Annotated in this window: 26 protein-coding genes and 1 tRNA gene; 11 read left to right on the top strand and 16 right to left on the bottom strand. The window is 61.0% G+C overall.

Annotated elements, in window-relative coordinates; translation table 11 throughout:
- Positions 1-134: 134 nt before the first annotated feature.
- From PSH81_RS07100 to PSH81_RS07120, 5 genes are all read right to left on the bottom strand, one after another.
- Positions 135-208: transfer RNA gene (locus PSH81_RS07100), tRNA-Gly, on the bottom strand.
- Between the two features lie 156 nt (positions 209-364).
- Positions 365-1,249, bottom strand: coding sequence for an alpha/beta fold hydrolase (locus PSH81_RS07105; RefSeq protein ID WP_305392235.1), 885 nt, complete (start codon positions 1,247-1,249; stop codon positions 365-367).
- Between the two features lie 307 nt (positions 1,250-1,556).
- A complete protein-coding gene (locus tag PSH81_RS07110; protein WP_226455262.1) occupies positions 1,557-2,249 on the bottom strand; it encodes a 16S rRNA pseudouridine(516) synthase in 693 nt (230 codons plus the stop codon).
- Complete coding sequence (locus PSH81_RS07115) at positions 2,249-2,461, bottom strand: cysteine-rich CWC family protein (protein ID WP_226455263.1); 213 nt, start codon at positions 2,459-2,461, stop codon at positions 2,249-2,251. The genes PSH81_RS07110 and PSH81_RS07115 overlap by 1 nt, the downstream gene beginning before the upstream one ends.
- A gap of 85 nt (positions 2,462-2,546) precedes the next feature.
- On the bottom strand, positions 2,547-4,169 hold the full coding sequence (locus PSH81_RS07120) for a methyl-accepting chemotaxis protein (protein ID WP_305392236.1): 1,623 nt from the start codon (positions 4,167-4,169) through the stop codon (positions 2,547-2,549).
- Between the two features lie 318 nt (positions 4,170-4,487).
- On the opposite strand from PSH81_RS07120, the gene PSH81_RS07125 reads away from it, so the two are divergent.
- Complete coding sequence (locus PSH81_RS07125) at positions 4,488-4,856, top strand: hypothetical protein (RefSeq protein ID WP_226455265.1); 369 nt, start codon at positions 4,488-4,490, stop codon at positions 4,854-4,856.
- A gap of 54 nt (positions 4,857-4,910) precedes the next feature.
- Here the strand turns inward: PSH81_RS07125 and PSH81_RS07130 are convergent, their stop codons facing one another.
- Entirely contained in the window at positions 4,911-6,023 is a 1,113-nt protein-coding gene (locus PSH81_RS07130; protein WP_305392237.1) for an enoyl-CoA hydratase/isomerase family protein, read from the bottom strand.
- Between the two features lie 136 nt (positions 6,024-6,159).
- Here PSH81_RS07130 and ung point away from each other — a divergent pair, with 136 nt between their 5' ends.
- Positions 6,160-6,852, top strand: coding sequence for a uracil-DNA glycosylase (gene ung / locus PSH81_RS07135; protein WP_192299176.1), 693 nt, complete (start codon positions 6,160-6,162; stop codon positions 6,850-6,852).
- Positions 6,853-6,868: 16 nt separating this feature from the next.
- On the opposite strand, the gene PSH81_RS07140 is transcribed toward ung, so the two are convergent.
- From PSH81_RS07140 to PSH81_RS07165, 6 genes are all read right to left on the bottom strand, one after another.
- Positions 6,869-7,798: a YncE family protein gene (locus PSH81_RS07140; protein WP_305392238.1), complete on the bottom strand. Its 930-nt coding sequence runs from the start codon at positions 7,796-7,798 to the stop codon at positions 6,869-6,871.
- A gap of 126 nt (positions 7,799-7,924) precedes the next feature.
- A complete protein-coding gene (locus PSH81_RS07145) occupies positions 7,925-8,953 on the bottom strand; it encodes an AbrB family transcriptional regulator (RefSeq protein ID WP_226455268.1) in 1,029 nt (342 codons plus the stop codon).
- Positions 8,946-10,460 carry a tripartite tricarboxylate transporter permease gene (locus PSH81_RS07150; protein WP_192299173.1) on the bottom strand — a complete coding sequence of 505 codons (1,515 nt, stop codon included), beginning with the start codon at positions 10,458-10,460 and terminating at the stop codon, positions 8,946-8,948. The genes PSH81_RS07145 and PSH81_RS07150 overlap by 8 nt, the downstream gene beginning before the upstream one ends.
- Position 10,461: 1 nt before the next feature.
- Entirely contained in the window at positions 10,462-10,920 is a 459-nt protein-coding gene (locus PSH81_RS07155) for a tripartite tricarboxylate transporter TctB family protein (RefSeq protein ID WP_192299172.1), read from the bottom strand.
- A 129-nt stretch (positions 10,921-11,049) separates the two neighbouring features.
- Entirely contained in the window at positions 11,050-12,033 is a 984-nt protein-coding gene (locus tag PSH81_RS07160) for a tripartite tricarboxylate transporter substrate binding protein (protein ID WP_192299171.1), read from the bottom strand.
- Between the two features lie 34 nt (positions 12,034-12,067).
- Positions 12,068-13,360: an OprD family porin gene (locus PSH81_RS07165; protein ID WP_192299170.1), complete on the bottom strand. Its 1,293-nt coding sequence runs from the start codon at positions 13,358-13,360 to the stop codon at positions 12,068-12,070.
- A 235-nt stretch (positions 13,361-13,595) separates the two neighbouring features.
- On the opposite strand from PSH81_RS07165, the gene PSH81_RS07170 reads away from it, so the two are divergent.
- Positions 13,596-14,267, top strand: a complete 672-nt coding sequence (locus PSH81_RS07170) for a response regulator (RefSeq protein ID WP_010212220.1) — start codon at positions 13,596-13,598, stop codon at positions 14,265-14,267.
- Positions 14,260-15,645, top strand: a complete 1,386-nt coding sequence (locus PSH81_RS07175; RefSeq protein ID WP_305392239.1) for a sensor histidine kinase — start codon at positions 14,260-14,262, stop codon at positions 15,643-15,645. Before PSH81_RS07170 ends, PSH81_RS07175 begins: the two co-directional genes overlap by 8 nt.
- On the opposite strand, the gene PSH81_RS07180 is transcribed toward PSH81_RS07175, so the two are convergent.
- Together PSH81_RS07180 and PSH81_RS07185 are read right to left on the bottom strand one after the other, a co-directional pair.
- Entirely contained in the window at positions 15,646-16,467 is an 822-nt protein-coding gene (locus PSH81_RS07180; protein WP_226455271.1) for an HDOD domain-containing protein, read from the bottom strand. It lies immediately after the preceding gene.
- A 36-nt stretch (positions 16,468-16,503) separates the two neighbouring features.
- A complete protein-coding gene (locus PSH81_RS07185; protein WP_226455272.1) occupies positions 16,504-17,445 on the bottom strand; it encodes a folate-binding protein YgfZ in 942 nt (313 codons plus the stop codon).
- Positions 17,446-17,585: 140 nt separating this feature from the next.
- Here PSH81_RS07185 and PSH81_RS07190 point away from each other — a divergent pair, with 140 nt between their 5' ends.
- Both PSH81_RS07190 and PSH81_RS07195 read left to right on the top strand, forming a co-directional pair.
- The gene (locus tag PSH81_RS07190; protein WP_014717362.1) at positions 17,586-17,840 is read left to right on the top strand and encodes a succinate dehydrogenase assembly factor 2; all 255 of its coding nucleotides are present in this window, start codon (positions 17,586-17,588) and stop codon (positions 17,838-17,840) included.
- Entirely contained in the window at positions 17,824-18,273 is a 450-nt protein-coding gene (locus PSH81_RS07195; RefSeq protein ID WP_192299166.1) for a hypothetical protein, read from the top strand. Before PSH81_RS07190 ends, PSH81_RS07195 begins: the two co-directional genes overlap by 17 nt.
- On the opposite strand, the gene nadB is transcribed toward PSH81_RS07195, so the two are convergent.
- Positions 18,242-19,858 (bottom strand): L-aspartate oxidase, encoded by a 1,617-nt coding sequence (gene nadB, locus PSH81_RS07200; protein WP_226455274.1) that lies wholly within the window; start codon positions 19,856-19,858, stop codon positions 18,242-18,244. The genes PSH81_RS07195 and nadB overlap by 32 nt on opposite strands.
- A 463-nt stretch (positions 19,859-20,321) precedes the next feature.
- Here nadB and rpoE point away from each other — a divergent pair, with 463 nt between their 5' ends.
- The 4 genes from rpoE (at position 20,322) to PSH81_RS07220 (ending at position 24,173) form a co-directional block, all read left to right on the top strand.
- Positions 20,322-20,903, top strand: a complete 582-nt coding sequence (gene rpoE / locus PSH81_RS07205) for an RNA polymerase sigma factor RpoE (RefSeq protein WP_003172477.1) — start codon at positions 20,322-20,324, stop codon at positions 20,901-20,903.
- A 32-nt stretch (positions 20,904-20,935) separates the two neighbouring features.
- On the top strand, positions 20,936-21,523 hold the full coding sequence (locus PSH81_RS07210; protein ID WP_003172479.1) for a sigma-E factor negative regulatory protein: 588 nt from the start codon (positions 20,936-20,938) through the stop codon (positions 21,521-21,523).
- A 15-nt stretch (positions 21,524-21,538) separates the two neighbouring features.
- Positions 21,539-22,501, top strand: coding sequence for a MucB/RseB C-terminal domain-containing protein (locus tag PSH81_RS07215; protein WP_192299160.1), 963 nt, complete (start codon positions 21,539-21,541; stop codon positions 22,499-22,501).
- 235 nt (positions 22,502-22,736) lie between these two features.
- On the top strand, positions 22,737-24,173 hold the full coding sequence (locus tag PSH81_RS07220) for a DegQ family serine endoprotease (RefSeq protein WP_192299159.1): 1,437 nt from the start codon (positions 22,737-22,739) through the stop codon (positions 24,171-24,173).
- A gap of 70 nt (positions 24,174-24,243) precedes the next feature.
- On the opposite strand, the gene PSH81_RS07225 is transcribed toward PSH81_RS07220, so the two are convergent.
- A complete protein-coding gene (locus PSH81_RS07225; RefSeq protein WP_305392240.1) occupies positions 24,244-25,677 on the bottom strand; it encodes a M48 family metalloprotease in 1,434 nt (477 codons plus the stop codon).
- A gap of 95 nt (positions 25,678-25,772) precedes the next feature.
- On the opposite strand from PSH81_RS07225, the gene PSH81_RS07230 reads away from it, so the two are divergent.
- A complete protein-coding gene (locus PSH81_RS07230) occupies positions 25,773-26,012 on the top strand; it encodes a sulfurtransferase TusA family protein (protein ID WP_010212198.1) in 240 nt (79 codons plus the stop codon).

The following is a 26,012-nucleotide window of genomic DNA, read 5'->3' on the forward strand; positions in this document are numbered from 1 at the left end:
CGGTGCATTTATCCGCGCGCAGCTGCCACCCTTATCGAATCACCTTATTTCAGGCACAAAAAAACCGGCCACCAGGGCCGGTTTTTTCATGCATCCCCCGTCAAAACCATCCTGACGTTGGACCAACAATTAAGTGGAGCGGGTAGAGGGAATCGAACCCTCGTCGGAAGCTTGGGAAGCTACTGTTCTACCATTAAACTATACCCGCTCAGAGCGGCTGACTTTGTACCAGATGTTCATCGGGATTTGAAGTTTTTCTTTGGAAAATGTGCAGGTTGCGTGCGTCGGATAAACCGATGGACGGAGCCTGTGCAGGAGCAAGTCTGCGTTCAATCACTGACGTTCTCCTGCACAGGGTCGCATTTCAGATTGCAAATGCATGCTGTGTCTGGCCTTGGTGGTACCGCAATCGGCTGGCTGGCCGCTCTGATTTCAAGAACCCGACGACCGCGTCCCGGCTGTCCCGGCACGCTGCCTTGTGCTCCATATCCAGGAAGTGCCCGGTGGCCTGGATGGTGCTGAAGCTGCTGTTGGCCACGTGTTGGCCGAACAGCTTGGCGTCGTGGGCGCTGGTGTATTCGTCCCATTCGCCGTTCAGGAACAGCACTGGAATGTCGATCTGCTTGGCTGCCTTGAGGTAGCACAGCCGGTCGCTGTTGAGCACCTGGCTGATGTGAAAGTGCATCTGCCCGTATTCATGCTCGGCCAGGCTGCTCACGTGCTTGTAGTTGAAGCGCTTGAACAACGATGGCAGGTGTTTGCCGATGGTGTTGTTGACGAGGTGGCCGACGCGGTCGCGGTCGAGGTTGCCGAGGTAGTCAACGCCGCGTTCAAGGTAGTCGCGCATGGGCGCGTTGATCACGGGTGAGAACGAGCTGATCACTGCCTTCTCCACACGGCGCGGCCGGTGGGCGAGGGCGACCAGGGTGGCGGCGCCGCCCCAGGAGAATGACAGCACGTGTTCGGCGGCGAAGTGGTCGATGAGTTCCAGGAGGATCTGGCCTTCGACGTCCTTTGTCAGCATTTGCTCATGACGGTTATGGATTTTGGAATGGCCAGCGTAGGGCTGATCGTACAAAACCACATTGAATTGCGGGTGCAGGCTTTTGACGGTTTGAGCGAAGGATGCCGTGGTGGCCATGGAGCCATTGACCATGATGATGGTCTTTGCAGCAGCGTCCGCGCGATAGAACTCCGTGTAAACCCGATACTGACCCTGTATATCCAACACAGCGATTTCTGGCCTCATGTCGTAAGACTCCTGGCAAGCGGGTAGGGCGCGCAGGTAACTCTGCACGAGCTTTGTGACAGGTAGGCATACGCCTGGAAAATGAGCGCCCATGTCGATCCGCTGACGGCTGGCCGACGGGTGTTGTTATGGCGGGCAGTTTTGCCTGGAAGGCCCGTAGATCAAGCGCGGGCGGGGGCAAGGTGTTTCTTGGAAGTTATAGGCGACTCGCCAGTCATAATTTGGCTGGTGATTTGGATTCAAGCAGCAGACCTGCCACCTCGCAAGGTTATAAAACGGTTTTTTGCCATCACCGGCCGAACGGTCGTCAAACCTGTCGGATTTCGTCGTCGGTCAGCGCCCGGTACTCGCCCGGCGCCAGGGCTGCATCCAGCACCAAGGGGCCCATCCGCTCGCGATGCAGGCCGATGACCTTGTTATCGAAATGCCCGAACATACGTTTCACCTGGTGATAGCGCCCTTCAACGATGCTCAGCCGCGCCGTTCTCGGCCCCAGCAACTCAAGTGCGGCCGGTTGGGTGGTGAGGTCTTCGAACGCAAAGTACAGGCCTGCGGCAAACGTCGGCGCGTATTGCGGGCCGATGTCCTGTTCGGTGTCGACAAGGTAGACCTTGGGCAGCTTGGTCTGCGGTTGTGTCAGGCGCCGTGACCACTGGCCGTCGTTGGTGATCAGCATCAGGCCGGTGGTGTTGAAGTCCAGGCGCCCGGCGATATGCAGCTCGTCCTTGTCCGGTTCATCGAGCCAGTCGAGCACGGTCGGGTGTTGCGGGTCTGTTGTAGCGCTCACGCACCCCTGCGGCTTGTGCAGCATGAAATACCGCGCCGGTTTGCCCGCCTGCAGAACCTCATCATCAACACATACACGACTGAATTCGCGCACTTCATGGTGCGGATCGCTGACTGCAACGCCGTCGACGGTCACGCGCCGTTCAACCAGCAGCAGACGCACTTGCTTGCGATTGAAACGTGGCAGGTTGCTGAGGAAACGATCGACGCGCATTACGGCTGCTCAAGTCCGCGTAGCTGCGCATCCACCTGGGCACAGCGCGGGCACAGGCAGGCTTTGTTGCGCAGATCATCGGGCAGCGCTTCGAGCACCGCCGGGTCGATGGTGACGCTGTAGCACCAGCAGGCCTGGTCGACGGTGCGAGGGTCGGCCAGGGCGCAGTCGTTGCGGGCGCCGCAGGCGGGGCAGAGGGTTGGCGTGGTCATCGGTCGGTTCAGGCTGAAAGGGTGCAAGGTCCCGGTGAGTCCCGGTGTGCCTTGCACGATACAGCGCTGCCCCGACGCAGGCTACTTACAGCTGGAACTTGCTGACCAGTACGTTGAACGATGTGGCCAGGCGCGACAGGTCCTGGCTGGAGGCGTTGGTCTGATGGGCGCCAGCGGCGGTCTGGGTGGACAGGTCCTGGATGTTGAGCAGGTTGCGGTCGACTTCACGGGCGACCTGGGCTTGCTCCTCGGAGGCGGAGGCGATCACCAGGTTGCGCTCATTGATCAGCGCCACGCTGTCGGTGATGCGCTGCAGCGCTTCGCCGGCATTTTGCGCCAGGGTCTGGGTGTTGTTGGCCCAGGTCAGGCTTTTGTTCATCGCGGCCACCGCGTCGTCGGCGCCCACCTGCACTTCCCCAATCATTTTTTCGATGTCGACCGTGGAGGTTTGGGTGCGATGAGCCAACGCACGCACTTCATCGGCCACCACCGCAAAACCACGGCCTTGCTCGCCTGCGCGGGCCGCTTCGATGGCCGCATTGAGCGCCAGCAGGTTGGTCTGGTCGGCGATGCCGCGGATCACGTCGATCACCTTGCCGATTTCCCGCACCTGGCCGGCGAGGTCTGCGACCGACTGCGTTGAATCGTTGATCTCGACCACCATCGCGCTCATGCCGGACACCGCCTGCGCCACCTGCTGGCGGCCGTCTTCAGCTTCGTCGGTGGCCTTGCGCGAGGCTTGCGAGGTGGACACGGCGTTGCTGGCCACTTCGTCCACGGCGGCGGTCATCTGGTTCACGGCGGTGGCGGCTTGCTGGATTTCGTCATTCTGGCGGGTCAGCCCACGGCTGCTTTCTTCGGTGACCGCGCTCAGTTCTTCGGCGGCGGAGGCCAACTGGTCGGAGGCATTGGCGATTTCCAGCAGGGTGCTTTTCAGGCCACCTTGCATGTCCGACAGCGCCATCAGCAGTTGCCCGGCTTCGTCGGTGCGTTCGGTGAGGATGGCGTGGGTCAGGTCGCCACGAGCAATGCGCTGCGCACTCTGCACCGCTTGTGCGATAGGGCGGGTGATCAGGCGGGTGATCAGCACGCCAATGATGATCGCGATCAGGAAGGCCATCACGATGCCGCCGATCATCCAGGCCATGGCGCTGCTGCGCAGTTCTTCGGCGGCCACGGCGCCTTCCTTGATCTGGCGGTTATTCGACTCGATGATCACGCGGATCAGCTCGCGTGCCTGGCGGAACAGTTCGTTGTTGGTGCTGTTGAGCTGAGCCCGAGCCTGCTCGAGCTGGCCGCTGTCGAGCATGGCCATGATGCGTTCGGAGTTGCTGATATAGGTGGGCCAGATCTGGTCAAGCTTGTCGCCCGCCGCCCGTTCGTCGTCTTCCAGCGGCGTCGCGCGGTAGGTGGCGTAGGCGGCCTGGCTGCGCTTGAGTTCGGCGGCAATGTCCTGGCGCACGCGGTCGCGGTCTTGCTGGGAGACGTCGCCTTTGCTGGCATCCATCAGCCGGTACAAACCGCGGTTGTGCGCGACCAGGCCATTGAGGGTGGCGGCGGTGGTGCTGACCGAAACCAGATTGTTGGAGAACGTCAGTTCCAGCGCGGTGGCGAGTCGGACCACGCCTTTGATGCCCAGGGTACCGACCCCAAGAGTGACCAGTGCACAGAGTAGAAATGAAAGGAGAAGCTTGGTTGAAATTTTCATGGCTCGAATCCGAGGGAGTTGGCGAATGACGCACGCTAGAGCCTCCCTGGCCTGGTGCGATGTCATAGTGACATCATCGCAATCCACAAAGTTTCGGGCCAGATAAATTTACTGAATCGATACAGCCCAATGATGGATAAACCTTATGCGTGAGTACGCTGCGAAGGGCGTGTATCGGCAACCTGTGTAGTTGTGTCTAGTTGTAACCAAAACGCACCAGATTCGGTTTTTGTTGTCAGATATTTCGTCATTCGGTGAAAGCTGAGTGCCGCCCCCCAGCGTCGCTGGAGGAGCTCCTTCGCGGTCCAGGAGGCCGCCATGTATCGACGACTGCTGCTCAGCGCTTTACTCGGTCTGACCCTTTCAGCCTGTGTGCCCTACTACGATGGAGGCCAGAGTTACTATCGATCCGAGGTCTATACGTCACCGGCGCCGGCGTATTACTACGGGGGTGGCACCGCTTACCAATACCGCCGTGATTACTACCCCGCACCGCGTTATTACGCGCCGCAACCGCGCTACTACCCGGCGCCGCGCTATTACCAGCCGGCCCCGCGTTACTACGGCCCGCGTGCCGGTTACCGGCCCTATCCGAACCAGGGCTGGGGTGATCGTGGCGATCATGGCGGGCATGATGGACGTGGTCGCGGTTCCGACCATGGCGGCGGCCGCGGCGGTCACCGCTGACAGGACTTGAAGGCAAGCGGCGCAGGAAGCGCCGCTTTTTTTTGCGCGAAATACTCAGTATTCGGACAAATCCGCCAGCGGGTGGCGACCTTCCCACACCTTGTGGAAGTGAGCCTGTACGACCGCGTCCGGCAGGCTGTTGATGTCCGGCCAATGCCAGTGCGGCGTCTGATCCTTGTCGATCAAGCGCGCACGCACGCCTTCGCTGAACTCCGGGTGACGGCAGCAGTTGAGGCTCAAGGTGTATTCCATCTGAAACACCTGGGCCAGGGACAGGTGACGGGCTCGGCGCAGTTGTTCCCACACCAGGTGCGCCGTGAGTGGGCAGCCTTCGCTCAAGGTCTTGCCGGCACGGCTGAACAGCGGGTCGTCGTGCTCGCGCAACTGGTTCAAGGCGCGCCAGGCTCCGCGTACATCACCCACGTCCAGCCAGGCGTCGATCTGCGTCCGGCGCGGCAACCACTGCGCTTCGGGTTGCTGGCTGACGGCTTCCTGGGCCAGCGCCCTGAGCAGGCTGTTGAGTTGTATCGACGTTTGTTCCTGCCAGTTCAGTTGCAGCAGGCCTTCGATCAATTCGTCCTGCTGGTCGTCGCGCAGGAAGCGGTCGGCCAGGCCCAGGTCCAAGGCATCGCGACCGTTGATATGCGCGCCGGTCAGGCCGAGGAACAGGCCGAGTTTGCCCGGCATGCGCGACAAGAACCAACTGGCGCCCACATCCGGGTACAGGCCGATACTGATCTCCGGCATTGCCAGGCGGCTGCTTGGCGTAACGATGCGCACCGACGCACTTTGCAGCAGGCCCATGCCGCCACCCAGCACATAGCCGTGGCCCCAGCAGATCAGCGGTTTCGGGTACGTGTGCAGGTGATAGTCGAGGCGATACTCCGCGGCAAAAAACTGCGCGGCCAGCGCCGGCACCACGCCGGGTTGTTCGCGGCACTCCATCGCGAGGCTGCGCACTTCGCCACCGGCGCAAAATGCCTTGGGCCCATTGCCGCGCAGTAGCACGCACACGATATTCGGGTCTTTCGCCCAACTGTCCAGGCGTTCGCCCAGGGCCAGGATCATCGGCAGGGAGAGGGCGTTGAGGGATTTTTCGGCGTCCAGGCTGGCGATACCGATGCGGGCACCGTCGCTGCCGGTCAGCTCTTCGAAGTGCAGGTTCATCGTGACCTCATTCAGGAAGATAGAGGATTAGTATGATCGTTTCGTAGGAAAGTGCCGGTGGTGTGTCAGATCAATTGACAAGCGGGGTCGGCTTTCCTAGGGTTCGCCTCATTCTTTTTTACAAGACCATTGCATCATGACCGAAGGCGACCGTATCAAACTCGAACCCACCTGGAAGCACGCCCTGCGTGATGAGTTCGAGCAACCATATATGAGCCAGTTGCGCGAGTTCCTGCGCGAGGAACATGCGGCCGGCAAAGAGATCTACCCGCCAGGCCCGCTGATCTTCAACGCGCTCAACTCGACGCCGCTGGACAAGGTCAAGGTGGTGATCCTCGGCCAGGACCCGTACCACGGCCCCGGCCAGGCCCACGGCCTGTGCTTCTCGGTGCAACCGGGCATACCCACGCCGCCGTCGCTGCTCAATATCTACAAAGAGCTCAAGCGCGACCTGAACATCGACATCCCCAACCACGGTTGCCTGCAAAGCTGGGCGGATCAGGGTGTGCTGCTGCTCAACACCACCATGACCGTGGAGCGTGCCAACGCCAACGCGCATGCGGGCAAGGGCTGGCAGTTTTTTACTGATCGGATTATCGAAGTGGTCAGCGCGCATCAGCCGCACTTGGTGTTTTTACTGTGGGGCGCCCATGCCCAGGGCAAGCAGAAGTTGATTGATGCGACCAAGCACCTGGTACTGACGTCAGTGCATCCGTCGCCGTTGTCGGCGTATCGCGGGTTTTTGGGGTGCGGGCATTTCAGCCGCACCAACAAGTTTCTTGAGCAGAATGGCGAAACGCCGATTGAGTGGCGGTTGCCGTCGCTTTAATGTCGGCAGCTGTGCCTTACAAGCGGACTTCTGCCACTGTTGAACTGCCGATATTGGCGACGTATGCCAATCGGCCGCTGGGCGCTACAACGATGCCGCGCGGCTTGTCGAAGCCAGGGATCGTGCCAATCACGGTTTGGGTAAGGGTATTGATGATACTGACTCGGTTGCCATCGGTTTCGGTGAGGTAGGCTCGCTCCAGCATCGTGTGAAAAGCGATCTGGAAAGGGCCGAGCAACCCGCTGAGAGTCGAGCTTGCCTGAGCGGTGGTGGTATCCCCGATATACACCTCGCCACGATCCCGGTAGGTGATGTACACGCGAGCGGCGAAGCGTGCATGCACAATGCTGGTGGGCTCTCCAGCAATCGTGCTGGTTTGGAACACGACCCGGTTGGTTCCCAGGTTGATGCTGGTCCAGTCATCGAGGGTCGAGGCGACATGTGAGCGCGCGTTGCCGGGCGCCACACAAATGTCTCTGGGATGGCGCACGGCAGTCGCAGCGATTCGCTGATGGGTGCTGGTATCGATCGCCACCACTTGCGAAGCGCCTTGGTCCGCGACGTACAGGCGCGCACCGGTCGAATTCAATGCAATGCCCCGGACGGTGGTGAACCCCCTGATTTGATTGATGAGCGTGTTGGTCGAGGTGTCGATCACAGTGATAGGCGTATCGCTTGCCTGACTGTTGTCGCTGGCATAAAGGCGAGGGGCCGTTGGGTTCATGGCGAGCCAGATGGGCGATCCTATATTGGTGATCGTGGTGATAATGCTCAAGCTTGCGGTATCGATAACAGTGATGCCGTGTGGAAGTGTTGCACTGGCGACGTAGAGGCGCGATCCATCACTATTGAGCACAAGGCGATTGGGAGAGCCTGGAACGGGGACCGTTCTGATGATTGCAGCCGGTTCGTTATCGTTTTTTTGATCTTCGGACGAGGTATGCATGATCACAATTCTCAATGGTCAGGTACACACCATTGATCTTCGTTACGAGAGCGTTCGGCTAGCTGTGAAAATTGACAGTTCAGATGAATGGCAGTGGCCCCTGAGAGGCCACTGTTCGATGGCAGATCAGGTTTGGCGGTTCCAGTGACGAAACAGCGGCTCTGCCAAAAACAACACGAACAACAAGCGCATTACCTGCATCGCCGTCACCAACGGCACCGACAGTTGCAGGGTCTCGGCCGTGAGGCTCATCTCGGCAATGCCGCCGGGCATCATGCCCAAGGTCAGCGAGCGTAGATCCAGATGGGTCAACGCACTCAATCCCACCGCAGCCAACGTCGCCAAGGCCATGGTCAACGCCGTACCAATAAGGGTACGGCCCATGAACGACGGCGCCCGGCGAAAGAACTGACGATTGAAGTGGCAACCCAAACCGCTGCCGATCAACCACTGGCCGATCTGGCTGCCGCCATCGGGCAGGCCGATATGCAGATCCCATACGACGCTGGCGGTCGCACTCACCAGCAACGGCCCGAACAACCATGGGTTTGGCTGACGCAAACGCTGCCAACCCCAGGCCACCAATGCGCCAAGCGCAAACAACGCGAACAGCCACGGCCAACTCACCGGCGCCGGATGAAACTGTGGCGCGCCGCCTTCCAGCACATACTTGAAGATCGCCGGCACGCACAGCACCACCACCAGCACCCGCAGGCTTTGCCCCGCCGCGACCCGGCTGAGCACCGCACCATTGCGTGCGCCGAGGTTGACCATCTCCCCGGAACCGCCCGGCATGCTGGAGAAAAATGCGGTGGCGCGGTCTTCACCGCTGCGCCGCATCAACCAGACGCCGACAACGCTGGAAAGGCTGGTGATCAGCGCGCCGAAGAAGATCAGCCCGAAATGGCTCAGCACCTGCTCAATCACCAACGGCGTGAAGTGCAGCCCGATGCCAATCCCTACCACCCATTGGCCGCATTTGCGCCCGCCGGGAATCTCCGCCAACTGCCACGGCGTGAGGCAGCGCACCAGGATGATCGCCAGCAACGAGCCGACCATATACGGCAAGGGCCAGCCGACAAGGCTGGCCAGGTAACCGCCGGCCAGGCCGACCAGCGGTGTTCCCCACCAATGTTTAAAGGTGACTTCAGACATCGGCCACGGCACGACGCTGCAGGGCACGTTTGCGATAGATCCGTACCAGCGGTAAAGCCAGCATCAGCGCGGTCAGCACCCACACACCAAAGGTGATCGGGCTCGACCAGAGGATGTCCAGCGCACCGTTGGAAATCGACAGCGCCCGGCGCAGGTTCTGCTCCATCAAGCCGCCGAGGATAAAGCCCAGCAGGACTGGCGACAGCGGGAAGTCGAGCTTGCGCAGGATGTAGCCGAAGATGCCGATGCCGACCATCAGGAACAGGTCGAAGGTGGTGGCGTGAACGGCGTACACACCGATCGCGGTGATGATCGCGATCACCGGTACCAGCGCCCAGTTCGGCACGGCGAGGATGCGCGTGAAGATGCGGATCATTGGGATGTTGAGGATCACCAGCATGATGTTGGCGATAAACAACGAGGCGATCAGGCCCCAGACGATGTCCGGTTGCTGTTGGAACAGCAGCGGGCCGGGCGTGATGTTGTACAGCGACAATGCGCCGATCATCACCGCCGTGGTGCCCGAACCGGGTACGCCGAGGGTCAGCATCGGCACCAGGGCACCGCAGGCGGATGCGCCGATCGCGGTTTCCGGGGCGGCGAGGCCGCGCATGTCGCCCTGGCCGAATTTGCCGCTGGCACCGGCCATGCGTTTCTCGGTCATGTAGGCAACCGCCGAGGCCAATGTTGCGCCAGCGCCAGGCAGCACGCCCATGATGAAGCCCAGCAGGCCACAACGGATATTCACCAAGAAGACAGCGGATGCTTCCTTCAGGTTGAACATCATCCGTCCGGTGGCTTTCACGGCTTCCTGGCCACGGTGGGTTTTTTCCAGCAGCAACAGGATCTCGCTGATGGAGAACAGACCCAGCACCAACACCACAAACTGGATGCCGTCGGTGAGGTGGATGTTGTCGCCGGTAAAGCGGTACACACCGCTGTTGGCGTCGATGCCCACCGCCGACAGGAACAGGCCGATCAGCGCTGCAACAAAGGTCTTCAACGGTTTGTCACCGGCCATGCCGCCGAGGCAGACAATCGCGAACACCATCAGTACGAAATATTCCGCCGGACCGAAGGCAATCGCCCATTTGGCCAGCAACGGTGCAAACAGCACCATGCCGCAGGTGGCGATGAACGCGCCGATGAACGAACTCCACGCCGACAACGACAGCGCTACACCGGCCAGGCCTTTGCGGGCCATCGGGTAACCGTCGAGGGTGGTCATTACGGTGGAGGCTTCGCCCGGAATGTTCAGCAGGATCGAACTGATCCGGCCGCCGTATTCGCAGCCCAGGTACACGGCCGCCAGCAGGATCAACGCCGACTCCGGCGGCAAGCCCAGGGCGAATGCAATCGGGATCAGCAAGGCCACGCCGTTGATCGGACCCAGGCCCGGCAACAGGCCGACTACGGTGCCGATCAAGGTGCCGCACAGCGCGGTCACCAGGTTGTACGGGGACAGTGCAACGCCGAAGCCCTGGCCCAAATAGCTGAAAGTATCCATATCAGTTCTCCAGAACGTCGAGCAGGCCGAGGGGCAGCGGAACATCCATGGCTTTATCGAACAGCAGATAGAGGCCCACGGCCATCAGGCTGACGATCACCACGCTCGGCAACCAGCGGCCGCCATACAGGCGCGCCATGGGGATGCCGATCAGCATGCTGCTGAGGATGAAACCCAGGGGCTCGAAGGTGGCGGCGAACACGATGAGCAGCGCCACGCAGATGCCGATCTTGATCAGGGTCTCGCGGTCCAGCGCCGGTTCTTCTTCCGTGTGTTTGGTCGGCTGTGGGCGGATGATCATGTAGATCAGGCCCAGGCTCATCAGCCCGAGCATCAGCAGCGGGTAGGCACGCGGCCCGACCGGCTCGTAGGAAAATGCGGCCTGGTACGGCCACGCCATCAGCGCAAGACCGGCACAGACCAGCAGCATCACGCTGGCGAAAATGCGTTGTAAAAGCATAGGAAACTCCTAGGCCGCTTTTGTGGGAGCGCAGTGGCTCGCGAAGAATGCAAGGGCGCCGCGTGTATCCAGGCCGCACGCGTCATCGTTGACGTTTTTCGCGGGCAAGCGCGCTCCCACAGAGGGCATTTACTGGATCAAGCCAAACTCTTTGGCCAGCACTTTGTAGTCAGCCACCTGTTTCTTCACGTAGGTGTCCAGCTCCGGGCCGGTCATGGCGAACGGGAACAGCTCGCGCTGGTCACGCAGCTTGGCGAACTCGTCGGAGGCCAGCAGTTTGTCGAACGCATCTTTCCACCAGGCGTAGTCGGCATCGCTGACTTTTGGCCCGAGGTAGAAACCGCGCACCACTGGCCAGACGATGTCGTAGCCTTGCTCTTTGGCCGTCGGAATGTTCTTCATTTCCGGCTCGTCCAGGCGCTCTTCGGAGAACACCGCCAGCAGGCGCATGTCACCGCTGAGGATGTGTGGCATGGAGTCGGAGATGTCGGTACTGCCCACCTGGATGTGACCGCCGAGCAGGGCGGTGGCGATTTCACCGCCGCCTTCGAGGGCCACGTAGCGCAGCTCACGCGGGTTGATCCCGGCGGCCTTGGCGATCAGGGCGGTTTGCATCCAGTCCTGGCTGCCGACGGTGCCGCCGGAACCGATGACGACGCTGCCCGGATCTTTCTTCAGGGCTTTGACCAGATCGTCGAGGGTCTTGTAGGGCGAATCGTTTTTCACTGCGATGGCACCGTAGCTGGTGCCGACCGCTGCCAGCCAACGTACGGCGCTTTCATCGAAACGGCCGAACTTGCCCTGCGCCAGGTTCAGCAGCGAACCGCTGGACCAGGCCACCAGGGTGCCGGCATCCGCAGGGCGCTGCGCGACCACCGCGTTGTAGGCCACCGCGCCGACGCCGCCGGGCATGTAGGTCACGCGCATCGGCTTGCTCAGCAACTTCTCGTTGACCAGCGCGCTTTGCGCCAGTTTGCAGGTCAGGTCGAAACCACCGCCGGGGGAGGCCGGGGCGATGCATTCCGGGCGCTTGGGTTCTTCGGCGGCCAGCAGTTGGCCGGCGAACAGCATGCAGCCGGCGGCGAGGGCCAATTTACGCAGTGAAGGGGTCATTTTCTATCTCCGTCATTGTTGTTATGAGTGGCTGTTACCAAAGCGCAATGCTGTAGCTGACCAGCACGCGCATTTCATCCGCATCACGGGCTGAATAGTTGGAGCGGTACGTGGCGTTACGCAGGCGCACGGCCACATCCTTGAGCGTGCCGCTCTGTACGACGTATTTGATCTCGCTGTTGCGTTCCCACTCTTTGCCGGTGTCGCCGTTCTTGAGCTGGATGTTGTCACCCGAGATGTAGCGACTCATGAAGCTCAGGCCGGGAATCCCCAGTTTGGCGAAGTCGTAGTCGTAGCGCGCTTGCCAGGAGCGTTCTTCGGCGCCGGCAAAGTCGTTGATCTGCACGAAGTTGACCAGGTACGGGTCGCTGCCATCCACATACGGAAACGCATTGTCACCGGACATGTGCTGGTAGCCGGCGCTGAGCTTATGGCCATTGAGGGCATAGCTGAACAGGCCGTTGAGGGATTTGTTGTCGATCTTGCCGCCACGGGCGCTACCGGTGTCATCACTGATGGCCAGGCGCAGGTCGGTGGAGAAGGTGCCGGGGCCCATCGGGCGGGCGGCTACCAGGCCGAGGAAGTGCTGGCGGTACACGTCATCGAGCTGGGCGAAGTGGTAGCTGCCGGTGATCTTGTCGGCGAACTTGTAGTCCACGCCACCGAAGTTGAAGTGCTTGCCGGTGGCGCCACTGACGAAGCGGCTGTTTTTGTTGTTGAGGGCGATGTCTTCGTAATTGGTGTCGTCGCGGTCCTTGGCTTTGTCCAGGCGGCCGCCGGTGAACACCAGGTTCTTGAACTCCTTGGAGGTGACCAGGCCGCCGTTGAAGGTTTGCGGCAGGATGCGTCCGTCGTTGGGCTTGAGGATCGGCAGTTCGGGGGCCAATGAGCCGATCTTCAGCTCGGTGGCAGAGATCTTCACTTTACCGGTCAGGCCCAGCTTGGCGTATTCGTTGGCGGCGCGGCCGTCATCATGGGTGGGTAGCAGGCCGGTGCCGGTACGGTCGGGGCTGGAGTCGAGCTTGACGCCGAGCATACCCAACGCGTCCACGCCAAAGCCGACGGTGCCGTCGGTGTAGCCCGATTGCAGGTTGAGCATGAACCCCTGGGCCCATTCGTCGCGTTTGGATTGCTGTGCACTGGTGCCGTCGCGGAAGTCGCGGTTGAAGTACATGTTGCGGGTTTCCAGGGTACCGCTACTGTCTTCGAAGAAGGCAGCCTGGCTAAGCGGCGAAAAGCCGGCAAGGGCAGCGGCGCTGGCAAGGGCGGTCTGGGTCAGGCGGGAAAAACGCACAGGCGAGAATGCCTGGGGCTGTGTCGACAGCATCGTGGTGTACTCCGTTATTGTTCTTATTTTGGCGAAAACGCTTCGAGGCGTTTTTCGGGCGCTGCGGCTCAGGCAGCTCAGTGGGCAAAGACCACCGTGTCTGGATGCTAAAGGGCGAAGCTTTCACTAACCTTTCAACCACCTTTCAATGTTTTCGGGCTTCACAGGGCAGGTTGCGCCTGTAAACTGCCCGCCAAAGCGTGGCGTCGACCACCCCTGAACGAGGTACAAATCCATGCGTGTCCTGTTGGTTGAAGACCACCTGCAACTCGCCGAAAGTGTTGCCCAGGCGCTCAAGAGCACGGGGTTGACCGTCGACGTGTTGCACGATGGCGTGGCCGCGGACCTGGCCTTGAGCAGCGAGGAATACGCGGCGGCGATCCTCGATGTGGGGCTGCCGCGCATGGACGGTTTCGAGGTGCTCGCACGCTTGCGGGCGCGTGGGAAAAACCTGCCGGTGTTGATGCTGACCGCGCGCAGTGATGTGAAGGACCGCGTGCACGGCCTGAACCTCGGCGCCGACGATTACCTGGCCAAGCCTTTTGAACTGACGGAACTGGAAGCGCGGGTCAAGGCGTTGCTGCGGCGCAGTGTGTTGGGCGGCGAGCGCCAGCAGGCGTGTGGTGTGTTGGTCTATGACCTGGATACCCGGCGCTTTACGGTGGGTGGCGAACTGATGACGTTGACGTCCCGCGAGCAGGCGGTGCTTGAGGCGCTGATTGCACGTCCGGGGCGGGTCATGAGTAAAGAGCAGCTGGCGTCCCAGGTGTTCGGCCTGGACGAAGAAGCCAGCCCCGATGCCATCGAAATCTACGTGCACCGTCTGCGCAAAAAACTCGATGGCCAGCCCATCGCCATCGTGACCTTTCGTGGCCTCGGTTACCTGCTGGAAGCGCGCGATGCATAAACCCAGCAGTTTGCGCTGGCGCCTGTTGTGGAACCTGGCGCTGTTGCTGGTGTTGTTGATGCTCGCCAGCGGCATGAGTGCCTACTGGAACGGGCGCGAGGCCGCCGACACCGCCTACGACCGCACCTTGCTCGCCTCGGCGCGGACCATCGCCGCCGGCCTGACCCAGGTCGACGGCACCCTCAGTGCCAACGTGCCGTATGTGGCCCTGGACACGTTTGCCTACGACAGCGCCGGGCGTATTTACTATCAGGTCAATGATATTGATCAGAAGCTGATTTCCGGCTACGAAAACCTTCCCGGCCCGCCACCCGGCACGCCGCGCACCGATGATTACCCAGCATTGGCGCGGTTCTACGACGCCACCTACCTGGGCCAGCCGGTGCGTGTGGTGAGCCTGCTCAAGGCGGTCTCCGAGCCAAACATGAACGGCATGGCGGAGATCCGCGTGGCCGAGACCGACGAAGCCCGTGTGAGCATGGCGCGCAGCCTGATGGCTGATACCTTGCTGCGCTTGGGCATGCTTGCCGTCGGTGCCTTGCTGTTGGTGTGGTTTGCCGTGAGCGCCGCGTTGCGCCCGCTGGAGCGTTTGCGCACCGCCGTGGAAGAGCGCCAACCCGATGACCTGCGGCCGCTGCCGTTGGTGGAAGTGCAGCATGAATTCGGCCCGTTGGTGCGTTCGCTCAATCACTTCACCGAACGCCTGCGTGGCCAGTTCGAGCGCCAGGCACAGTTTATTGCCGACGCGGCCCATGAGCTGCGCACACCGCTGGCGGCGCTCAAGGCGCGCTTGGAGTTGGGCCTGCGTGCCGAAGACCCATCGACCTGGCGCAGCACCCTGGAAAGCGCGGCCCAGGGCACGGATCGCCTGACCCATCTGGCTAATCAGCTGTTGTCGTTGGCGCGTATCGAAAACGGTGCACGGGCGATTGCCGAGGGCGGTGCGCAACTGCTCGATCTCAGCCAATTGGCCCGGGAGCTGGGCATGGCCATGGCGCCGCTGGCCCATGCACGCGGTGTGGCGTTGGCGTTGGAGGCCGATGAGCCGGTGTGGCTGCGCGGCGAGCCGACGCTGTTGAACGAGTTGTTGAGCAACCTGGTGGACAACGCCCTGGCCCATACACCACCGGGTGGCAATGTGATCTTGCGGGTCACGTCGCCGGCGGTGCTGGAAGTGGAGGACGATGGCCCGGGCATCCCGCTGGATGAGCGCGACCGGGTCTTCGAGCGCTTCTACCGCCGCAGCCAGCAGGGCTTGGGCTCTGGCCTGGGGCTGGCGATTGTCGGCGAGATCTGCCGCGCGCACCTGGCGCAGATCAGCCTGCACGATGGCGAACTGGCGGGATTGAAGGTGCGGGTGAGCTTTATCGCCGGTTGATCAGTAGAACATCGAGCGTGCTTCATCCAGCTCGACGCGCAGGGCTTCGCTGTACGGATCGACGCGCAGCTTCTTGAGCGCGGGGAGTGTGGAAACCACCACATCCGCCAAGGGGTGGTCGGTGCCGCGATGGCAATACAGCATGGCGATTTGCACCAGATCGATGTAGTCGAGGCTGGCGGAGTCACGTTCAAGGTTCAGGTATTGCCCCGGCAGGCTGGCCAGCATCTCCGGGAAATCCCAGCCGTGCAGCAGCTTGTCGCCGAGCAGTGGGTGGATGCTGTCGATCACGTGGTTGAGGGCGATCGGGTCCGATAGCAGTTCGTAGTGGTCTTCGGCGTAGGTCAGGATCGGCAGCACACCGATCTGATGCACCAGGCCGCCAAGGGCTGCCTGGTCCGGCTTGAGCTGGCTGTGGCTGCGGCACAATGCATAGCTGACGCCTGCCACTTCGAGGCTGCGGCGCCAGACATCGCGCATCTTTTGTTCGACCGTTTCGGAGCGGGCGTGGAAGATCTGTTCCATCACCAGGCCGATGGCCAGGTTGCTGCTGTAGTTGGTGCCCAGCCGAGTGATGGCGGTGTGCAGGTCGGTGACTTCCTGGGTCGCACGCAACAGCGGGCTGTTGACCACTTTGATCAGGCGCGCCGACAGCGCGGTGTCGCGCCCGATCACTTTGCTCAAGTGGCTGATGCTGATTTCCGGGTCTTCAGCGGCCTGGCGAATTTGCAGCGCCACTTCGGGTAATGTCGGCAGAACCAGATCATCGTTGCCGATGGCCGTAATCAAAGCCTGTTGGACTTTTTCCGCCAGCTTGTTCATTCAGAATCTCTAGGGTGTTGCCAAAAGGTACGGCGATTAACGCTGGATCTCTCGATCGCGGTCGAGTGTGTACGGCAGGTCAAGCAGGTGCAGGGCGGGGCCTTCAAGGCTGCCTAGATGCACATCGCCACTATCGGCAGCTTCGGCTTGCAATACGGCCAGAAGTTCAATCGTCTGGTCAGCTTTTGCTGCAATCACCACTTCGCCGATCGAGCTGTTATGGCTGGGCGAAAACAGCGGGGTGCCTGGCTCGGGTGTTTCAGGCGTATCCAGGCGCAAACGGTACAGGCGGCGTTTGAGTTTGCCCAGGTACTGCATGCGCGCGACGATTTCCTGGCCGGTGTAGCAGCCTTTCTTGAAGCTGACGCCGCCGATGGCTTGCAGGTTGAGCATCTGCGGGATGAACAGTTCGCGGGTTTGCGCCATGACCTGGCCGATGCCGGCGCGGATCTGGCCCAGCAGCCATTCGTTCAGGTCGGTTTCTTGCGCTTGCGCAGCCAATTGGGCGCGCACGGTGTCGGCGTGCTCGACGGGCACCCAGAGCTCGGCGCGCTCGGGCGAAACCCGAATGGCGATCAAGTGCTCGGTGCGTGCAACGCTGTCGGTCTCGGCTGGCAGTTCAAGGCCGAGGGCGGCCAGTGCCGGATCCGCACCCATCAGGCCGAAACGCACCCAGGCGGCGCTTTCGTCGGTGAGTTTGGATTTGGAGAAGACGGCGTATTTCTTCAAGTCGGCCAGTTGCGGCTCCAGCAGCTCGGTGGCCATGGCCAGCAACACGCCGTCACCTTGCAGCAGGATGCGAAAGCTCGATTGCATGCGCCCTTTTTGCGTGCAGCGCGCGCCGAGGCTGGCCTGGGTATCGCTCAGGTAGTTGAGGTTGCAGGTCAGTTGCCCTTGCAGGAACTTGGCAGCGTCGGAGCCGCGGACGGCGAGAACGCCTTCGTGGGACAGGGGGCAGAAGAAAGCGGAGTCAGCCATGGGTCATCGCAGGTCAAAAAGTCATGGGTGCATCATAGAGGGGCGCCCGGCAAATGGATAGTTTCCGTATGGGGCGACCAAAGCCGACTGTTCGGGTGCGGCCGGGCCTGTATACTTGCCGCCTATTTGAGGAGCGTTCCATGGTCGAAGATGTTGAAATCAATCGCCTCTACTGGCACAGCCGTCGTGGCATGCTGGAATTGGACGTGTTGTTGGTGCCTTTTACCAAAGAGGTTTACGCGACGCTCAATCAAGTGGACCGCGACCTCTATGTGCGGCTGTTGACGTGCGAAGATCAGGACATGTTCGGCTGGTTCATGGAGCGCGCCGAATCTGAAGATCCGGAGCTGCAGCGCATGGTTCGGATGATTCTGGATCGTGTCCAGCCCAAGTAATCACGCCTTTGAATGCCGCTGGCAGGCCTCACGGCTGTTGCTGGCGGCGTATCTCCTTGCCCAGCTGTTCGCGCTGGGTGCGCTTTTGTTGCTTGATCTGTCCTATTCCAGCCTTGGTCTGTTGGTGTGCCTGGCGCATGCCGCCTGGGTCTTGCCGCGTCATATCCTGCTGACTCACCGTTCGTCGATTCGTGGCCTGCGCCGCGACGCAGACGGTTGGCACCTGTTCAGCGCCGAGCGGGGTTGGCATAGCGTGCAGTTGCGCCCCGACAGCCTGGCGTTGCCGCTGATCGTGGTGCTGCGCTATCGCGTGCCGGGGCAGTGGTGGGTGCGTTCGATCTGTGTGCCGGGTGATTCGCAGGCAGCCGATGTGCATCGGCGCCTGCGGGTGCGCTTGAAGTTCAGTCGCCGTAGGTGGTTGGCACCAGGATAGTGTCGCGGGCTTCGGGCAGCATCTCGGGGTAGTCGAGGGTGTAGTGCAGGCCGCGGCTTTCCTTGCGTTCCATGGCTGAGCGGATCATCAGCTCCGCGACTTGGGCCAGGTTGCGCAACTCGATCAGGTCGCGGCTGACTTTGTAGTTGCTGTAGAACTCGTCGATCTCATCCAGCAACAGCCGGACCCGGTGCTGCGCGCGTTGCAGGCGCTTGTTGGTACGCACGATCCCCACGTAGTCCCACATGAAGCGCCGCAGCTCGTCCCAGTTGTGGGCGATGATCACGTCTTCGTCCGAATCGGTGACCTGGCTTGCGTCCCAGCGGGGCAGGGCATCCGGCACGGGGATGCGTGGCAGTTGTTCGAGGATGTCCGCCGCCGCCGAGCGGGCGTAGACGAAGCATTCGAGCAGCGAGTTGCTGGCCATGCGATTGGCGCCGTGCAGGCCGGTGAAGCTGGTTTCGCCAATCGCGTACAGGCCGGGCACGTCGGTGCGGCCATTTTGGTCGACCATTACGCCGCCGCAGGTGTAGTGCGCGGCCGGGACGACCGGGATCGGGCCTTTGGTGATGTCGATGTTGAAGGCCAGGCAGCGTTCATAGACGGTGGGGAAGTGGGTCTTGATGAAAGCTTCGGGTTTGTGGCTGATGTCCAGGTACACGCAGTCGATACCCAGGCGCTTCATTTCATGGTCGATGGCGCGGGCGACGATGTCCCGTGGGGCCAGTTCGGCGCGCGGGTCGAAGCGTTGCATGAAGCGTTCGCCGTTCGGCAGTTTCAGGTGTGCACCTTCGCCGCGCAGGGCTTCGGTGATCAGGAAGCTCTTGGCCTGCGGGTGGTACAGGCAGGTGGGGTGGAACTGGTTGAATTCCAGGTTCGCCACCCTACAGCCCGAACGCCAGGCCATGGCGATGCCGTCGCCGCAGGCACCGTCAGGGTTACTGGTGTAGAGGTAGACCTTGGCCGCGCCGCCCGAAGCGAGAATGGTGAAGCGCGCACCGTAGGTGTCGACTTCGCCGCTGCCACGGTTGAGCACGTAGGCGCCGAGGCAGCGATCGCCTTCCAGGCCCAGGCGTTTTTCGGTGATCAGGTCGACGGCGACGCGTTGCTCCAGCAATTCGATGTTGGGGCGCTGGCGGGCTTGGTCGAGCAGGGTCTTGAAGATCGCGGCGCCGGTGGCGTCGGCGGCGTGGATGATGCGACGGTGGCTGTGGCCGCCTTCGCGGGTCAGGTGGAATTCGAAACCGCCGTCATCGCTGCCTGCGTGTTCATCGCGGGTGAACGGCACGCCCTGGTCGATCAGCCATTGGATCGCCTCGCGGCTGTGCTCCACGGTGAAGCGCACCGCGTCTTCATGACACAGGCCGCCGCCGGCGTTGAGGGTGTCTTCGACGTGGGATTGCACCGTGTCGGTGTCATCCAGCACGGCAGCGACGCCGCCCTGGGCCCAGAATGTCGAGCCGTTGGCCAGGTCGCCCTTGCTCAGGACCGCAATGCGCAGATGGCTGGGGAGGGTCAGCGCCAGACTCAAGCCGGCCGCGCCGCTACCGATCACCAGGACATCGTGTTGAAACTGTTGGCTCATTAGAAGGATTCCGCAAAAAGCGATCCAAGGGGCAGGCGCAGACAGGACGCCTGGATCGGCGAATCAAAGGGGCACACGGGCTACTAGTATATAGAGGGGGGGAGCGGCACAATAGCCGGGCATTCGTGGCAATGTGAGATTACGGTGCACGGCTCGGGTAGAATCAGCTGGTTATTGAAGCGGGAACTTTTTGCATAAGCCTCGACTCAATAGCAGGTTGCCCGAAAGCTGGGAAAACGTTGAGTTTATTGGCCCGTCGGGAGCATTGGACGCGTCAGAAAACCGGCGACAAGATTATTCGCGCAGCCGGCGTTGCCCGTGCTGCGTTTTTCGTGTGTGCCAAATCAGTGCGTGCCGGAAACTTGCTTGAAGGGGGAGAACTTTTGCGAAAAGACCGAGTCTATGTTTGCAAGCCTGATCGTTTAGTTATGCAAGCCTCCTTCAAGTACAACGAGGAGTGTTCATGCTAACCCAGGAAGAGGATCAGCAGCTGGTCGAGCGCGTTCAACGCGGCGACAAGCGAGCTTTTGATCTGCTAGTGCTGAAATACCAGCACAAAATTCTCGGGTTGATCGTGCGGTTTGTGCACGACACCCATGAAGCGCAGGACGTTGCACAGGAAGCCTTTATCAAGGCGTACCGTGCACTAGGCAATTTCCGCGGCGACAGTGCGTTTTACACGTGGCTGTACCGCATCGCCATCAACACGGCGAAGAACTATCTGGTCTCTCGCGGACGCCGCCCACCGGATAGTGATGTTAGTTCAGAAGATGCTGAATTTTATGATGGTGATCACGGCCTCAAAGATCTCGAGTCGCCGGAGCGTGCATTGCTGCGCGACGAGATCGAAGGCACCGTTCATCGCACCATTCAGCAACTGCCAGAAGATTTGCGTACGGCGTTAACTTTACGTGAATTCGATGGTCTGAGTTACGAAGACATTGCGAGCGTCATGCAGTGTCCGGTGGGGACTGTAAGGTCACGGATTTTCCGGGCCCGGGAAGCCATCGATAAAGCCTTGCAACCGTTGTTGCAAGAGAACTAAAGACAGCGGCGACAGCCAAGAGAGGAACCGCCATGAGTCGTGATGCCCTGCAGGAATCGCTGTCCGCAGTGATGGATAACGAAGCGGATGAACTGGAACTTCGTCGAGTGCTCAACGCATTTGATGACGCCGAAACCCGTGATACCTGGTCTCGTTACCAAGTCGCTCGGGCGGTGATGCACAAGGATCTTCTAATCCCTCGTCTGGATATTGCTGCGGCCGTTTCTGCCGCTCTGGCTGATGAAGCCGTTCCGGCAAAAGCTGCTCGTGGTCCATGGCGTAGCCTGGGTCGCCTGGCAGTCGCTGCCTCGGTGACTGTTGCAGTGCTGGCGGGTGTTCGCCTGTACAACCAGGACGAAATCGCCGGTGCCGAACTGGCTCAGCAGACCCAGCAGCCGGTCATGGCCGGTCCGCAAGTCAAAGGCCCAGCGGTATTGGCCGGCTACAAGGAAAGCTCTGACACCACCGGTCCGATGGCCAACGGTGTACTGCAAGGCCAATCCGGCTGGCAGGACCAGCGTCTTCCAGGCTACCTGCGCCAACACGCACAGGAATCGGCTCTGAAAGGCACTGAAAGCGCGCTGCCTTATGCTCGCGCCGCAAGCCTGGAAAACCGCTGATTCGTAAGGAGCTCTATGCGCGCCATACCGCTCCTTACGCTTTTGCTCAGCAGTTGGTTTGCACTCCCCGCCCACGCCGATGAAGCCCAAGACTGGCTGACTCGACTTGGGCGTGCAGAGCAGCAGCAAAGCTTTCAAGGTACGTTCGTCTACGAGCGTAACGGCAGTTTTTCCACCCATGACATCTGGCATCGTGTCCAGGATGGCCAGGTCCGTGAGCGGCTCTTGCAGCTCGATGGCTCTGCCCAGGAAGTCGTGCGGTTGGACGGCCGTACTCAGTGTGTCAGCGGCACTCTTGTCGCGGGCCTTGGCAATTCGCGTGATGCACCGTCACGTGCGCTTGATCCGCAAAAACTCAATGAATTCTATGAGCTGGCCGTCATCGGCAAGTCCCGCGTGGCCGGTCGTAATGCAGTGATCGTCTCGATCACGCCCCGTGACCAATATCGTTACGGCTTCGAGCTGCACCTGGACCGTGATACCGCCTTGCCACTCAAGTCCCTGCTGCTCAATGACCAGGGGCAGTTGCTGGAGCGTTTTCAGTTCACGCGTTTAAATACGTCGACCGTGCCGGGTGATCGTGATTTGCAACCCAGCAGCGAATGCACGCCTATCGCCGCAGCTGGCGCTAGCGCGCCGCAAGTCCCGACCACCGAGAACTGGCATATGGAATGGTTGCCGCCGGGGTTTCAACTGACCAATAGCGCAGCGCGCACCGATACCCAGACGAAAGCAACGGTCGATAGCCTGATGTATGAAGACGGGCTGGCGCGCTTCTCGGTATTTCTTGAGCCGATCAACGATGCAAGCGTCACTGAAACCCGCACCCAATTGGGGCCTACAGTCGCCGTCTCGCGGCGCCTGAACACGGTGGACGGCGAGATGATGGTGACGGTTGTCGGCGAAATTCCGATCGGTACTGCTGAGCGCATCGCACTGTCGGTGCGCGGCGAAAAAAAGACCGCCGCCCAGCCGTGAGTTGTTAATCCTATGTTCATCCTGAGCTTTCAATGTTAAGCCCATGCCGGGTCGGTTGCCGAGAGCATGAAATGAATGGATCAGCATTTTCACTTGCAAAAATCCCCCATGTTTTTTATAGGTCAGGGCTTGTCGGCTCTGGCCTTGCTTTGTTCGCGGAACAAAAATGTCGGTCGCAGTTTTCGGCGTTTCTTGAACCCTGTCGCTCAACCCTGCTCGTCGTAACGGGAGCTGTATGTCGATACCACGTTTGAAGTCTTATCTATCCATAGTCGCCACGGTATTGGTGCTGGGTCAGGCCTTGCCTGCGCAAGCGGCCGAGTTGCCTGACTTCACCCAACTGGTTGAGCAGGCCTCGCCTGCGGTGGTGAACATCAGTACCACGCAGAAACTGCCGGACCGCAAAGTCTCCAATCAGCAGATGCCGGACCTGGAAGGCCTGCCGCCGATGCTGCGCGAGTTCTTCGAGCGCGGCATGCCGCAACAGCGTTCGCCCCGCGGTGGCGGTGGCCAGCGTGAGGCGCAGTCCCTGGGCTCGGGCTTCATCATCTCGCCGGATGGTTACATCCTCACCAACAACCACGTGATTGCCGATGCCGACGAGATCCTCGTGCGCCTGGCGGATCGCAGTGAGCTGAAAGCCAAGCTGGTGGGTACTGACCCGCGCTCCGACGTGGCCTTGCTGAAGATCGATGGCAAGGACCTGCCGGTTCTCAAGCTGGGTAAATCCCAGGACTTGAAAGCCGGGCAGTGGGTTGTCGCCATCGGTTCGCCGTTCGGCTTTGACCACACCGTGACCCAAGGCATCGTCAGCGCCATTGGGCGTAGCCTGCCGAACGAGAACTATGTGCCGTTCATCCAGACCGACGTGCCGATCAACCCGGGCAACTCCGGTGGTCCGCTGTTCAACCTGGCCGGCGAAGTGGTGGGGATCAACTCGCAGATCTACACCCGTTCCGGTGGTTTCATGGGCGTATCGTTCGCCATCCCGATCGACGTGGCCATGGACGTTTCCAATCAGCTCAAGAGCGGTGGCAAGGTCAGCCGTGGCTGGTTGGGCGTGGTGATCCAGGAAGTGAACAAGGATCTGGCTGAGTCCTTCGGCCTCGACAAGCCGGCCGGTGCCCTGGTCGCGCAGATTCAGGACGGTGGCCCGGCAGCCAAGGGCGGCCTGCAAGTCGGCGACGTGATTCTGAGCATGAATGGCCAGCCAATTGTCATGTCGGCCGACCTGCCGCATCTGGTCGGCGCGCTCAAGGCCGGCGCCAAGGCCAAGCTGGAAGTGATTCGTGAAGGCAAGCGCCAGACCGTTGAACTGACCGTCGGTGCCATCCCCGAAGAGGGCGCCACCCTCGATGCCCTGGGCAACGCCAAGCCTGGTGCCGAGCGCAGCAGCAACCGCCTGGGTATTGCTGTGGTCGAGATGACCGACGAGCAGAAGAAAAGCTTCGACCTCAAGAGCGGCGTGGTGATCAAGGAAGTACAGGACGGTCCTGCGGCACTGATCGGCCTGCAACCGGGCGACGTCATTACTCACCTGAACAACCAGGCCATTGAAACCACCAAGCAATTCACCGACATCGCCAAGGCGTTGCCGAAGAATCGTTCGGTGTCCATGCGTGTGTTGCGCCAGGGGCGTGCCAGCTTCATTACCTTCAAGCTGGCCGAATAATCCGCTAGCTCAATAAAAAGCCCCGCCCTCGGTTGACGAGGGCGGGGCTTTTTTGTGGGCGATGGGTGGGTTAGCTCATCATCCCCTTCACCAGGCGTTCCTGTTCGATCAGTTCACGCTGGCGTGCATCGATGCGTGACGATAACGGGAAATTGCTGCCCGCCCTGCGCTTGGCGAAGTCCAACTGCTGGATGGCCTGCTGGAAGTCGCCCACCAGCGCAAAGTACTCGGCGCGTGCCTGGTGCAGGCCAATGATGTTGCCAGACAAGCCGCGCGTTTCGGCGACCTGATACCAGACATCGGGATCGTCGGGGCGGGACTTGAGCAAACCGTCTAAGGCTTTCTCTGCATCGGCGGTACGGTTCTGTTTCAGCAGAAGGTCCACGCGCACCTGATTCAACGGATAGTTGCCGGGATATTGCGTGAGCATCCGATCCGTACGCTGTTGCGCATCCGGCAGGCGGTTGTTGTCGATGTCCAGTTGGACTTGAGCCAGGTTGTAGGTGATGTCGTTGGGCGCCTTGGCCAGCAAGGGGGCGAGGTTCTCCCGCGCTTCCTTGAACTGGGAGCCTTTGATCTGCGCGATGGCCAAGCCATAACGCGCCACATCGTTTTTCGGGTTCTCGTCCAATTGCGCCTGGAAACGCTTGGCCGCAAGACCAGGTGTGTCTTCGTATTGCAACTGCACCCGTGCGCGAATCAGTTGATAGCGCAGGCTGTCTTCCTTGCCGCCGGATTTGGCTTGCTCGGCGCGGTTGCGGGTGTCGGCGATCCGCGATTCGGTCACCGGGTGCGTCAGCAAGAATTCCGGTGGCTTGGCGTCGAAGCGGTATTGGCGCATCAGGCGTTCGAACATGGTCGGCATGGAGCGCGGGTCGTACCCGGCTTTTTCCAGGTTGAGGATGCCGATGCGATCGGCTTCTTGCTCGTTCTGGCGCGAGAAGCGGCGCTGTTCCTGGATGGCAGCGGCCTGGGTGCCGGCAATCGCGGCAATGCCGGCGTCACCTGCACCTGCGGCAGCGGCAATGATGCCGCCGAGCAGGGCGGCCATCATCGGGATCTGCATGCGCTGCTGCGCTTCCACGCCGCGTGCGAAGTGGCGTTGGGACAGGTGAGCCAATTCGTGGGCCAGTACCGAGGCGTATTCCCCCTCGGTCTGCGCATTGAGGAACAGGCCGCCGTTGACCCCGACGATCCCGCCAGGTGCGGCAAAGGCGTTGAGTTGCGGGCTGTTGATCAGGATGAACTCCAGGCGCCGGTCATTGACCTGGCTGGTCTCCACCAGTTTGTACACGCTGGTTTCGACATAATCCTTGAGTTGCGGATCATTCAGTTGCGAGACCTGGCCCCGCAAGTAGGCCAGCCAGGCACGGCCCAGCTGGTATTCCTGTTGTGGCGAGACAATGGCAGAACTGGCGTCGCCAAGTGACGGCAGTTCGTCAGCGAAGCCTGGGGAGGCCAGCAGGCAAGCCAGCGTCAGCAGGGTGGGGCGCAAAAAAGTCATGCACAGAGCCTTTCGACAAAGAGCTTACTGTAGCCGGACACTGAGCTTCGGACCAGATATTCTAAGCAGCTCAAACCCGTGCCCGGAGTAAAACCATGACCGACGCTGTAGCCTTTGATGCCGAACTCGATGCCAGCGGCCTCAATTGCCCGCTGCCTTTGCTCAAGGCCAAGCTGGAGCTCAATCGATTGGCCAGCGGCGCGGTGCTCAAGGTAATCGCCACGGATGCAGGCTCCCAGCGTGATTTCCGGACGTTTGCCAAACTGGCCGGTCACACCCTGCTGCACGAAGAGGACGCCGCCGGTGTGTACCGTTACTGGTTGCGCAAGGCCTGA

This window comes from Pseudomonas sp. FP2335 (genome assembly GCF_030687535.1).
In the GTDB taxonomy this organism is placed as follows: Bacteria; Pseudomonadota; Gammaproteobacteria; order Pseudomonadales; family Pseudomonadaceae; genus Aquipseudomonas.